Source organism: Micromonospora marina (assembly GCF_900091565.1).
Classification (GTDB): domain Bacteria; phylum Actinomycetota; class Actinomycetes; order Mycobacteriales; family Micromonosporaceae; genus Micromonospora; species Micromonospora marina.
In genome coordinates, this window is the sequence record NZ_FMCV01000016.1 from 112411 (window position 1) to 124247 (window position 11837).

The window sequence follows — 11837 nt, forward strand, 5'->3', positions numbered from 1 at the left end:
AGCTCAGTGCGGGTTCTCTGCCAGCCACTGTTCCACGGCACCCTCGCGGAGCGCCCGGTAGAGACTCGCGGCCCTGGGCCGGTCGGGCAGGACGACGCTCTGGTCCCCGATCATGTCGACGCCCGCGGAGGGGCTGGTGAGCATGACGATCCGGTCGGCGGTGACGCCGCGCAGCCGCCAGACGAGGTCGGTGACCCGGAGTCCCGCGTCGACCCGCACGGCCCCGCTGACGGCGTCGAGGAAGCCGTCGAGCCGGGCCGGATCAGCCAGCAGCCCCTTGCGGGTGGCCGCCTGCAGGATCGCCATGATGATCGCCTGCTGGTGCTGGATGCGGGTGAAGTCACCGGCGGCGAACTGGTGACGCTCACGCGCGTACTCGAGTGCCATGGCGCTGTTCATCCGGCGTGTGCCCGGCGGGACCGTGATCCCGCCGGCGGCGTACGACAGGTAGGGTTTGTCGACCTCGACGTCCACGCCGCCGAGGCTGTCGATGACGCGGCCGAAGCCGGCGAAGTCCACGACGGCGGCGTGGTCGATCCGGACTCCGGTGAACCCCTCGACCGTCCGCACCAGCAGCGGTGTGCCGCCCCAGGCGTACGCCGCGTTGATCTTCGCAAGCCTGGTGTCGTCGCTGTCCACCCTGGTCGGGACCGCGGTCCACGTGTCGCGGGGGATGGACACCATGTGCACCCGGTCTCCGTCGGCCGAGACTCGGACCAGGATGATGGTGTCGGTCCGCTGCGACCCACCGGACGGCCCCGCCTGATCCGTGCCCGCGACCAGGATGTGGAGGGCCTTGCCGGTGGCCTTGGCGGGTCGCTCCTCGGCCGGAATCGGGCTGAACGCGTCCACCCTGGTGATTGTGGTTTCGAAATGCCGCAGGTAGAGCCAGCCGGCGCCGCCGAGCAGGCTCAGCAGTGTCGAAAGGGCGGCGACCAGCGCCACGGCCCGGGCCCAACGGCGACCGAGCGGCATCATCCGCAGTCTGCGGGCACCGGGCCCGAAAAGTCTCACCGGATCCTCCCTTCGCCGACGCGGTGGGTCAGCATCGGATGCCGGCCCAGTCGTGGTGGCGGCGGACCGTGGAGAGCAGGTAGTCGACGACACGGCGGGACGTGTCCGGCACGGCGTAGTCGGCCGGACACGGCACGCCGCCTTCGGCACACTGATCCACCGCCACCCGAACCGCCTCCAGCACGCCTGCCGGGTCGAGCCCGGTCATGATGATGCCGCCGGCGTCCAGTGCCTCCGGACGCTCGATCGACTCCCGGAGAGTGACGGCTGGGAAGTTGAGGATGGCGCACTCCTCGCTGATCGTGCCGCTGTCCGACAGCGTGCAGCGGGCGTGTCTCTGCAACTGGACGTACTCGAAGAAGCCGAAGGGATCGTGGAAGGTGATTCCCTCCAGCGTGGTCCCGTCGACCGCGAGAGCCTCCAGCCGTTTGCGGGTACGGGGGTGGGTCGACACCAGCACCGGCAGCCGCCATTCGTCGCGGACCGCACGGAGGCAGTCGAGCAGCCGTTCGAGGCGGGCCGGTCGGTCGACGTTCTCCTCGCGGTGGGCGCTGACGACGAAGTAGCCGTTCGGGGTCAGCCCGAGCTGGTCGAGGATCGGCGACTGGCGGATGTCCTCGTGGTAGTGGTCGAGCACCTCCCGCATCGGTGAGCCGGTGTGCAGGATCCGCCGCGGGTGCAGTCCCTCGGCGAGCAGGTTGCGCCGGGCGTGTTCGGTGTAGACGAGGTTGAAGTCGGCGACGTGGTCCACCAGCCTCCGATTGGTCTCCTCGGGGACGTTGAGGTCGAAACAGCGGTTGCCCGCCTCCATGTGGTAGACCGGCACCCTCATCCGCCTGGCCATCAGAGCGGCGATGCAGCTGTTCGTGTCACCGAGGACGAGCAGGGCATCGGGGTGCAGTTCCGTGATCGCCTGCTCGACGCCGGTCAGCACCCCGGCGAACACCCGGGCCAGTGAGCCGGTGTCGACCCGGAGGAAGCGGTCGGGCCGCCGGATCCGGAGATCGGTGAAGAACACCTCGGACAGCGAGTGGTCCCAGTTCTGGCCGGTGTGGACGAGTACGTGATCGACCGTTCGATCCAGTCTGCTCATCACCCGCGAGAGGCGGATGATCTCCGGCCGGGTGCCGACCACTGTCATGACCCGGGTCATCGGCGTGCTCCCTCGTGTGTCATCTTCATCAACATGTCCTCGATCTGATCGACTCCGACCTGAAGCGCCATCCGCTCCCGGTACAGCCGCAGTGCGCGGGCGCTGAGGTCGGCCCGCTGCTCACGGGACCAGCCCGCGACCTGCGAGAACCGATCGGCCAGTGCCTGCCAGTCCTCGGGCGGGCAGGTGAGCCCGACGCCCGCCGTCTCCACGAGACGGGCGGCGTCACCGGCCACGGCGGCGACAACGGGCGAACCACAGCAGAGCGCCGCCTGCAGCTTGGACGGTATGGTCGCCCGCAGCGCGGGCAGGTCGCGCAGACAGACCAACTGGTAGTCGGCGGCGGCGTAGAGTTCGGCCATCTGCTCGGGCGGGCGTCGCGCCAGAAACCGTACGTTGGAGGCACCGAGAGTGCCGGCGAGGCGGATGACCTGCTCCTGATCGACGCCGGACCCCACCAGGACCAGGTCCATGTGGTCGCGCACGGCGGCGGCGGCACGTACTGCCGTTTCCAGGTGCTGGAACCGACCCATGTTGCCCGCGAACATGACGGTGCAGCGGCCTCGGTGCCCGATCGCTGCGCGGGCCTGTGCCGTCACGGGCACCGGCCGGAAGATCGACTCGTCGGTCCAGTTGAGCACCGTCCGCACGCGTTCCGGCGCCGCGCCCCGCTCCACGACGAGCTGCTGCATCGAGGGAGCGGTGACCGCGATCGCCGAGGCGCCCTGGTAGAGCCGCCGCATGACCGAGGTCAGTCCGGCGGCGAGGAATCTCCCCGTCACACCTGCCGGGGCCAGCCCGGAGGCGGTCACCGCTTCCGGCCACACGTCCTGGACGTGCAGCAGCGTGGGGGTCCGGCGAAGACGGCGTAGCGCTGCCGCCGCGGCGAATGTGGTGGCCGGCGGATGGTAGACGTAGAGCGCGTCGACATGTGCGAGGTAGCGGAGAGCGGCCAGGGTGCTCGTCGCGGCGAACGACAGATAGCTGACCATCCTGCCGGCGGCCGAGCGGCCGTGACTCGCTCGTTGCGGCACCCGGCGCACGGTGAGCGCTCCGGTCGTCGTCGTGTCCTGCCAGCGTTGTCGCCAGCCGGGATAGATGTGGCCCCCGGGGTAACTCGGGAAACTGGTCAACACGCGTACCTCGTGCCCCCGCGCGACGAGTTCGTCCGCGAGACTGCCGGGGACGAAGACCGGCTCCGGTGGGTACCACTGACTCACCACGCCGATCTTCATGCCGGTGCCGTCGCGGTCGGGAACACCGGCTCGGCGTAGGTGTCCGGACTGGTCGGATCGAAGATCTCGTTCGCCCAGAAGAGGGTCAGCAACTCCGCCGAGCCGGTGTTCGTGATCTTGTGCGCCCACATCGTCGGCATGTCCACCACCACCGGGGTGTCCCCGCCGACCGGAAAGGTCACGACCTCCTGGTGTCCGATCCGGCGGAGGGCGATCTCAGCGCTGCCCCGGAGGACGACGAACCTCTCGATCTTGGCTAGATGGAAGTGGTCGCCTCGACTGATCCCCGGACGGGTGGTGGAGGCGAACGTCTGTCCCCCTCCACCGTGCACCCGCACCGCCTCGAACAGATTCCCGCGGGCGTCGCTGCGGCACGTCAGCGGTATCGGGAAGAGCTGCGGGAAACAGTGTGATCGATACGTGTTGAACAGCCGCACCGCATGTCGCTCGTCCAGCGCCGGGATCTCTCCGGAGCGGTAGGTGGCCGCGAAGTAGGACAGGCGCTCGGCGAGTCGCGACACGCTGATCCGGAGTGCCGGCATGGCGGCGTCCCAGGCGTGGCCGGGAGGGGCACCGATCAGGCGAGCTGCGGCGTCCTGCGCGTGGACCAGATCGAGCTCCCGATCTCCGGTCACCTCCGGAGCGCCGCCGTCGGCGAGTTGCCGGCAGAACGTGGCCACGACCGAGTTGTAGAACGGGCGGCCGTGTTCTCCGTACAGGTTCGGCAACCTGACATCGTCGAACTCATAACCCAGGTGAGCGGCGGCAGCCAATGTCTCTGCCGCCTCGGCCTTGGCGTCTCCGTAGGGGGTGCCGTTGCCGGCCTGCGTCGAGTTCGCATACACGACCCGCTTCGGTGGCACCGGGCACTGCCGCAGGCCGCGGACGAGCGCGCTCGCGGCACCGGCGTTGCCCTGGACCAGGTCGGACTCGGCGCCACGGTTGACGCCACCGAGGTGCACCAGCAGGTCCGCCCCGTTGGCCCGGCTCGCCACCCGGGCCGGGTCGTTCAGTTCGATGCTCGGCAGGGTCACCGCCTGCGGCCACCCGATCGCCTGGAGCAGCACTCGGGTGTGCCATCCGAGGAATCCACCGGCCCCGGTGAGAACGACCCTCACGGGACCAGTACCGGTTCACGCAGGGACAGTTCGGCCCGGATCTCGGGGAGCCCGAGCAGCAGCTCCCGGACGGCCGGGACATCGAGTCGCGGTGCGTTAGCCGAGGTGAGATCCGTGACACCGGACGGATCCTGCGCCTCCACGGGGCGCTGAAGCGCGTAGTGCAGGCCCCGGGCGTCCAGCGGCACGCGGATGAAGTCGCCGAAGTCGTCGGCGCGGGCGACCTCGTCCGCGTTGGCGAGGCACTCGTGCTGCTTCTCCGCGTGGCGGCTGCCAATGATGTCGATCTTGTCCGGCACGTCGAAGAGGTGGCACAGGGCGGTGGCGAGATCAGCCACGGTGCATGCCTGCGCCCTGTGGATGAAGACGTCGCCGGAGCGGGCGTGCCGGAAGGCGTGTTCCACCAACCGCACCGAGTCGTCGAGCGACATCAGGAAACGGGTCATGTCGGGGTCCGTCACCGTCGGCGTGCGGCCGGCCTTGATCTGGCTGACGAACAGCGGAATGACCGATCCTCGTGAGTACATGACGTTGCCGTACCGCACACAGGACACGGTGGTCGCGCTGTCGGGACGGTTGCGGGCGTGGGCCTGGGTCAGCTTCTCCATCAACGCCTTGGTCATCCCCATCGCGTTCACCGGTTGCACGGCCTTGTCCGTGCTGAGCATGACGACCGAGTGGACCCCGGCCCGTTCGGCCGCCTCGATGACGTTGGCGCTGCCGAGCACGTTCGTGCGGATCGCCTCGGTGGGGAAGAACTCGCAGACCGGAACCTGCTTCAGTGCGGCGGCGTGGAAGACGTAGTCCACGTCCCACATGGCCTTGACCAGCGAATCGAGGTCACGCACATCGCCGAGGTGGTACCGCACCCGATCGTCGTCGATCGCGTGGCGCATGGCGTCCTGCTTGGCCTCGTCGCGGCTGAACACGCGAATTTCCGAAACGACCCCGGTGAGGAGTCGGCGAACCATGGCACGGCCGAACGAGCCGGTGCCGCCGGTGACGAGCACCTTGGCCTCGGGATCCAGGAGGGTCATCGATTTCCTTCCGGTAGATCACAGCCGACCCTTCTCGACGGGGTTGGCCCTGCCTAGGTAGGTCTACTAGATAAAACCCCCACAAGGCACACAAAGGCGGAAATGGGACTACCCTGATCTCGTCGCGACGTTCGGATGGTGCCGGCGATCGTCGGGATGGACCCGGTCAACTCGGAGGTGTTCAGGTGGCTCCCGTTCAGGCGCGGCACGCGACGGCGCCGCTGCAGGGCCTGTCGTGGGACGACGGCGCCGAACGGCGAGATTGGCCGACCGGCCGAGAGAGCCGCGGGCGAAGGCGGGCCGGCGAGTGGGCGCCGCTGGCCGTCGCGCTGTTCTGGATGCTGGCCACGTTCGGCGCCTTCTGGCTGAGCGATCTCAGCGACCGGGTGCCGAACCCGGAAATGTTGTGCGCCTTCGTGCTCGGCGCCGTGGGCCTGTTCGCCCTCGGCTACTCCGCCCAGATACTCCTCAATCGCCCCGGCCGTACCACGACGACGCCACCAGCGCAGACGACCTGGGTACGTCGACTGGTGTTCCTGGGCGCGGGATACACCGTGGCGCTGAGTCTGCTACGACTGTCCGCGCTCGGAGCCACCGGACCGCAGGACATCCTCAACGGCCTGCGCGATCCCGCGGCGGGCTACCTGCACAAGCTCGACGCGTACGAGCAGGGGATCGGCCAAGGCGATGCTCTGGTGTCGCTACTGACGTTCCTGGGCGTCCTCGGCACGGTACTGGCCCCCCTCCTGGTCGTGTACTGGCGCCAGTTGTCTGCCGCGGCACGGGTCGCGGGAATCGTCGGACTCTCCTTCGACGCGGCCTACTACCTCTACACCGGCACATTGAAGGGCCTCGGCGACACCGCGATCCTGAGCGCCGCAGGTCTGCTCGTTGTCATCACCGCGCCTCGGCACTCGCTGACGCGCCGCCGCGCGGCAGTCGTCATCGGGGGTGTCATCGCTGCGGTCTTCGTGGGATACCTCGCTTTCAACCAGGCCGCGCGCGCCGAGTCGTTCGGCACCAGCGACCTCACCCGGCCGAGTCCGGCGCTGGTAGACCTGGTCGGTCCACGGGCCGCCGACGGCCTGACCGCCACCGCCTTCTATCCCACGCACGGCTACCTCGGCCTCGCCTACAACCTGCAGGAGCCGTTCGTCTGGTCGCAGGGACTGGGCGGTGCCCCCGCGATAAGGCTCTTCCTCCAGGAGACGTTCGGGGTCGACACCTCGGCTCACCCCAGCTACCCCGAGCGGACGGAGTACGCCACCGGATGGCCGTCGGACCAGTACTGGTCAACCATCTATCCGTGGTTGGCCTCCGATCTGACGTTCCCCGGGGCGGCACTGTTCATGGCGGTGGTGGGCTGGTTCTTCGCCCGGGTCTGGCTGGACGTGACCAGGACTCGCCGGATCCTGCCCCTGCTGATCTTCGCGCAGCTCTGGATCCTCATCCTCTACCTTCCGGCCAACAACCAGCTCGGCATGTCGCCGGAGTCGGTGTTCGGGCTGATCACGCTGCTGATTCTCTACCGGGCGTCCGCATCGAGGCTGGTGCGGGTCTGACGGGGATGCGAGTCGCGGCCGGGTAGTCGGTACCGGGCCAGACCGGACGGCCACCGGGCCGAGACCGCCGCTCAGTAGCGTGTCGCGCCTCGACGTCACCCTGCTCCGGGATCGACGGCGTGGACTGCCCGGCGAGGCGGTGCCCGGGGGCGGGGACGCCGTACACGTCTTGACAAACTTACACAGTAAGGCTGTACCTTACGTCGTAAGTCTTTGGATGGCGTGTCGGGGAGGGGTCATGGAGCCTGTCGCGATGGACGGAACCAGGAAGCCGGGCGCGGGAAAGAAGGTGTGCGTCATCGGCGCGTCCGGGAAGCTCGGGCGCTACCTGGTGCAGCATGCGTTGGACCGGGGCTACGAGGTGGTGGGCGTCTGTAGAGAGCAGAGTGTCCACAAACTCGCCGACCTCGCGGGAGAGATCACGGTGGTCCCCGGCGCGACCGACGATCGTGCCGTCGTCGCGCGGGCGGTGAACGGCTGCGACGCGGTGCTCACGGTGCTGGTGCCCTGGGGGGTTGAGCACTATGCCTCCGGCACCGCCCAGGCGGTGCTCGACCACGCGCGTCCGGGTGCCCGCCTGGTGTTCTCCTGCGGATGGCACATCACCCGCGACGGGAAGGACGTCTACACCCGGAGGTTCAAGGTGTACGCGGCCGTGTTCGGCCGGCTGGCGAAGCTCGCCCGCGTGGTGGACGTGGACGACCAGGTGGAGGCCTGCCGGAGGATCTTCGCCAGTGACACCAGTTGGACGGTGGTGCGGGGCAGCGACCTGGAAGAGGGGGGCAGCCAGGGTCTGCCGGTGTGGAGCCGACACGTGGGCGACCCGATCCTGGCCAGCAACCTCACCCGCCGCGTTGACTACGCCCGTTTCATGGTCGAGGCGGTGGAGAACGACGCTCTCGTCCATGAGGCCCCGGCCATCGTCGGCCGGCTGACCCCCTCCGCCCTGGCGCACGCCGCCGGACCGGCGTGAGCCCTCGGCTCGTCCGCCCGTGCCCGGCGAGCCCTGAGCGTGGCGGTCGCTGACGTGAGCGGCGTGTGACAGTGCGTCTCCCTTCACCTTGCTGTCGTCTGGGCCTGGTATATAGGTGCGGATCCGCAGCGAGGGGAGAACGCACCACAGTGGACACCGCCTACCGGGTGAGCCCGCTTCGGGCCGCCGACCCCGCCTTCCTCGGGGAGTACCAGATGGTCGGCCGGATCGGTGCCGGCGGCATGGGGATGGTCTATCTTGCCGAGGACGCGGACGGCAGCTATGTGGCGGTCAAGCTGATCCACGCCGACCTCATCGCCGATCCCGAGTTCCGCGCCCGGTTCCGGGACGAAGTGGAGCGGTCCCGGCAGGTTCCATCGTTCTGCACGGCGGAGTTCATCGCCGCCGACATCGACCACGACCCGCCCTATCTGGTAGTGGAGTACGTCGACGGGCCGAGCCTGGAGGAGGTCGTCACCGAGCGCGGCCCGCTGCGCGGCGGCACGCTGCACTCACTCGCGGTCGGGGTCGCCACCGCACTCACCGGCATCCACCGGGCGGGCATCATCCACCGGGACCTGAAGCCGGAGAATGTGCTGCTCCCGCCCGGCAGTCCCAAGGTGATCGACTTCGGGATCGCCAGGTCGTTCGGCGTCACAAGCAGACACACCCGCACCGATGACATGGTGGGCACGATCGCCTACATGGCGCCGGAACGGTTCGCCGACAACCGGGGCGATCCGGTCAGCGCGGCTGCCGACGTCTTCGCCTGGGGCTGCGTCATCACCTACGCCGGAACCGGGCGGACGCCGTTCGGCGGTGACTCACCCTCGGCGACCGCAGGACGCATCCTCACCCAACCGCCGCATCTCGACGGGCTGCCCGAGCCGTTGCGTGAGCCCGTGCGCCTCGCCCTGGCGAAAGACCCGGCGGACCGGCCGAGCGCCCCGGACCTGCTCGCCATGCTGCTCGGCGAGAAGCGCGACGCGGCGCCGGTGCCCACGCGGCGGCACCCCCGGTGGCCCCGGTGGCGGTTGCCGGTCGTGGTCACCGTGGTGCTTCTCCTGGTCGGGGCGACCGCCGGCGTCCTGTCGGTCGGAACCGGCCCGCCGTCGGGTTCCCCGACGCCGTCCAGCCCGGGCGCCGCGTCCGCGCCGGCAGCCGCCGGCACCCCGTCGGCCGCCGTCCCGTCGTCGCCACCGTCGCCAGAGCGATCGAGTCCTCCGGCGACCCCGTCCACCACACCGGATCGGACGGTCACCTCGCCCGCCCCGTCCGCCCCGCCCGCCCCGCCCGCCACCGGCCCCTCGTCGGCGGAGCTCCCGGCCTCGGACAACCCGACCGGCCGCAACCTCGCCCTGACCGGAACCGCCACCGCCGCCGCGGCGGAAGGGCCGAACTGGAGCGCCGGCAAGGCTGTCGACGGTGATCCGGCGAGCCGGTGGAGCAGCGCATTCACCGACCCGCAGTGGCTGGCCGTGGACCTTGGCAAGCGGTGGCGGATCAGCGAGGTGGTGCTGCACTGGGAAAGGGCGTACGCGGTCGCGTACCGGGTGGAGATCTCGGCGGACGGCGCCGCGTGGACGCCGGTCTACTCGACCGCGACGGGAACCGGCGGTGTGGTACGGATACCCGTCGCCGAACTGCCCGGCAGGTACGTCCGCATGTACGGCACCCGACGCTCCGGCGACTACGGCTACTCGCTGTACGAGATCGAGGTGCGCTGACCGCCTCAGGCGCCGACCGCCGCCGGCTGCCGCCAGTCCGACCAGGTGCGCCGCGTGAGATCGCAGCCGGCGTGGGCCAGGTACTCGGCGAGCGGGCGTACCCGCCCGAGGCCGTACCGGCCGAAGTTCGGACGCCGTAGCAGGACACCCACCCGGCGGCGGCTCGCCCGGTCGAGGGTCCACCAACCCGGCGTTCCCGCGGTGCTAGTGTGGTCCGTCCAGTGCCGGGGGCTGCCCTCCCGCAGATAGTGGTGCCAGGCCAGCGCCTCGGTCGGGTGGAACAGGTCGTAGCCCCAGGTGAAGGCGCGCACCGACATGGTCAGTTCCTCGCCGAGGAAGTAGATGCGCGGGTCGTACGGCACCTCGCGGACGAGGCTGCCCGGGGCGAAGAGGAAACCACCCGCCACGAACCGGGCGGGTACCGTCGGCCGGGACCGGTCCGTCATCGGGCGCTGGCCCAGGACCGGCAAGCCGTCGCCGGTCCAGCCCCGGACGATCGTCTCGGCCGGAAGGCCGTCGCCGGGCAGGTCGTCCGCCGGCTCGTACCGGGGCGGATAGCCGGTGATGACCGGCTTCCCGGCACCGGTGCCGGCCGCGAGCGTCAGCAGCCGGGCGTCCCAGTCCGGTGCGAACCGGGTGTGGCTGTCCACCTGGAGGAACCAGTCCTCGCCGGCGTAGTGGCCCATCACCTGCGCCCGAGCCCAGCATGCGCCCCGGCTGGCGCGAGCGTCGACGTCGAGCAGTTCCACCCGGGGGTCGGCGGCGATCGCGGAGACGTCCTCGTCCCCCCGGTGCTGCCAGCACACCACGATCCGTACCCGGTCGGGGCGGGCGGCCTTGGCCAGACAGTCCCGTACCGTCGGGACCAGCTCGGCGTCCCGGTAGGAAGCCACGGAAACGAAGATGCTCATCATCTGATCCGGGTCAGCCCAACGCGGCCGGGCTCGCCGCGGCCGGCCGGAACAGCGCCGCCAGCACCCGGTGTTCGGCGATCTCGTCGGTGTCGGCCGGCAGCGCTCCGGTGCTGCGAGCCCGGTACAGCAGTCCCGGGTCCGGCGCGAGGCCGTGCTCACGCAGGTAGTAGGAGACGGTGTCGGTCCACACCCAACTGCCGTCGGTACGGTAGGACATCGGCACCACCGCCCCTCGACCCGGATCCACCAGGTCCGCCATCCGCTGAGTGGTCGTCAGCACCGGCCGGCCGGCGTCCAGGAACGCCAACACGTGGTCCCGGTCGGGGCCGCCCAGGCGCGGATGGTCGTCGTCGAACCAGGGTCCGGTGACGGCGTCCACCCCGTCGAAGACCCGGGCCACGGTGATCGGCCGAGGCTCGGTGGCGGTCCACAGCAGCGCGGCGGCGCCCCGGGCCTGCATCTGGTATGCCGGTAGAGCCTCACCCTGGACGTACACCTCGATGGTCGTCCCCGTGGTACCGAGCTGCGTCTGCAACCGCGCGGTGACCACCGGCAGGTCAGCCGTCGCGACCGCCGTGGACAGGACGAAGACCCGCGTCGCCGGTGCGTCCGGGCCGGCGGGGACCGTGAACCGCCAGGACCGCCACAGTGCCGTCGCGCCGGGTACCCGTTCCACCGCGGCGACCGCGGCCCGGTCGACGTCGTCGGTGACCGTGCCGACGAACGCAGCCGGTGCGTCGGTCAGGTCCAGCATCGGTGGTGGGGCTTCGGGGGCGAACACCGCCGGGTCCGCCAACGCGGGCTGGAACTCCACCGGGGGAAGCGGCCACTGGTCGGGCCGGGTGTCGGACAGTGCCGCGACGGCGTCCGGATCGACGGCGGCGACCAGTGCGAACTCCTCGTCGGTCAGGGCGAGCCCGGCGTTCACGGTGATCGAGGCCACCGCGGCGGCGACATCGGCGATGCGGCCCTGCGCCAGCGCATACCGCGCGTCGGCGAGGACGTCGTCCGGCGCGTGACCGGCCACCCGTAGCAGCAGGCGGTGGAACTGCGGCGCGTGCTCGGTCCGGCGGAACTCAGGCATGGTGCCATCCGACCACGACC

10 protein-coding genes are annotated in these 11837 nt (G+C 70.2%); 3 read left to right on the top strand and 7 right to left on the bottom strand.

The features are described 5' to 3' along the window. Positions 1 to 3: 3 nt before the first annotated feature. The 5 genes from GA0070215_RS18765 to GA0070215_RS18785 are packed head-to-tail and all read right to left on the bottom strand — an operon-like array spanning position 4 to position 5557. On the bottom strand, positions 4 to 1014 hold the full coding sequence (locus GA0070215_RS18765) for an LCP family protein (protein WP_141708220.1): 1011 nt from the start codon (positions 1012 to 1014) through the stop codon (positions 4 to 6). A gap of 28 nt (positions 1015 to 1042) precedes the next feature. Next, on the bottom strand, positions 1043 to 2167 hold the full coding sequence (gene wecB / locus GA0070215_RS18770; protein WP_018787766.1) for a non-hydrolyzing UDP-N-acetylglucosamine 2-epimerase: 1125 nt from the start codon (positions 2165 to 2167) through the stop codon (positions 1043 to 1045). Next, positions 2164 to 3402: a glycosyltransferase family 4 protein gene (locus tag GA0070215_RS18775; protein ID WP_018787767.1), complete on the bottom strand. Its 1239-nt coding sequence runs from the start codon at positions 3400 to 3402 to the stop codon at positions 2164 to 2166. The genes wecB and GA0070215_RS18775 overlap by 4 nt, the downstream gene beginning before the upstream one ends. Next, positions 3399 to 4520 (bottom strand): polysaccharide biosynthesis C-terminal domain-containing protein, encoded by a 1122-nt coding sequence (locus GA0070215_RS18780; RefSeq protein ID WP_244167048.1) that lies wholly within the window; start codon positions 4518 to 4520, stop codon positions 3399 to 3401. Before GA0070215_RS18780 ends, GA0070215_RS18775 begins: the two co-directional genes overlap by 4 nt. Continuing rightward, positions 4517 to 5557 (bottom strand): polysaccharide biosynthesis protein, encoded by a 1041-nt coding sequence (locus GA0070215_RS18785; protein ID WP_091047994.1) that lies wholly within the window; start codon positions 5555 to 5557, stop codon positions 4517 to 4519. Before GA0070215_RS18785 ends, GA0070215_RS18780 begins: the two co-directional genes overlap by 4 nt. 185 nt (positions 5558 to 5742) lie before the next feature. Here GA0070215_RS18785 and GA0070215_RS18790 point away from each other — a divergent pair, with 185 nt between their 5' ends. The 3 genes from GA0070215_RS18790 to GA0070215_RS18800 all read left to right on the top strand — a co-directional run bounded on the left by GA0070215_RS18790 (position 5743) and on the right by GA0070215_RS18800 (position 9819). Further along, positions 5743 to 7119: a hypothetical protein gene (locus GA0070215_RS18790; RefSeq protein WP_091047997.1), complete on the top strand. Its 1377-nt coding sequence runs from the start codon at positions 5743 to 5745 to the stop codon at positions 7117 to 7119. A gap of 253 nt (positions 7120 to 7372) precedes the next feature. Next, positions 7373 to 8092 carry an NAD(P)-dependent oxidoreductase gene (locus GA0070215_RS18795; protein WP_018787771.1) on the top strand — a complete coding sequence of 240 codons (720 nt, stop codon included), beginning with the start codon at positions 7373 to 7375 and terminating at the stop codon, positions 8090 to 8092. A gap of 167 nt (positions 8093 to 8259) precedes the next feature. Next, positions 8260 to 9819, top strand: a complete 1560-nt coding sequence (locus tag GA0070215_RS18800) for a protein kinase domain-containing protein (protein ID WP_167361532.1) — start codon at positions 8260 to 8262, stop codon at positions 9817 to 9819. A gap of 5 nt (positions 9820 to 9824) precedes the next feature. On the opposite strand, the gene GA0070215_RS18805 is transcribed toward GA0070215_RS18800, so the two are convergent. Next, positions 9825 to 10730, bottom strand: a complete 906-nt coding sequence (locus tag GA0070215_RS18805) for a GlcNAc-transferase family protein (RefSeq protein ID WP_091048006.1) — start codon at positions 10728 to 10730, stop codon at positions 9825 to 9827. A 13-nt stretch (positions 10731 to 10743) separates the two neighbouring features. Further along, a complete protein-coding gene (locus GA0070215_RS18810) occupies positions 10744 to 11817 on the bottom strand; it encodes a hypothetical protein (RefSeq protein ID WP_091048010.1) in 1074 nt (357 codons plus the stop codon). Positions 11818 to 11837 lie beyond the last annotated feature (20 nt).

Coding starts and splice junctions, on each gene's coding strand:
- GA0070215_RS18795 (WP_018787771.1), top strand. CDS start 7,373: ATGGACGGAACCAGGAAGCCGGGCGCGGGAAAGAAGGTGTGCGTCATC.
- GA0070215_RS18775 (WP_018787767.1), bottom strand. CDS start 3,402: ATGAAGATCGGCGTGGTGAGTCAGTGGTACCCACCGGAGCCGGTCTTC.
- wecB (WP_018787766.1), bottom strand. CDS start 2,167: ATGACCCGGGTCATGACAGTGGTCGGCACCCGGCCGGAGATCATCCGC.
- GA0070215_RS18785 (WP_091047994.1), bottom strand. CDS start 5,557: ATGACCCTCCTGGATCCCGAGGCCAAGGTGCTCGTCACCGGCGGCACC.
- GA0070215_RS18810 (WP_091048010.1), bottom strand. CDS start 11,817: ATGCCTGAGTTCCGCCGGACCGAGCACGCGCCGCAGTTCCACCGCCTG.
- GA0070215_RS18805 (WP_091048006.1), bottom strand. CDS start 10,730: ATGAGCATCTTCGTTTCCGTGGCTTCCTACCGGGACGCCGAGCTGGTC.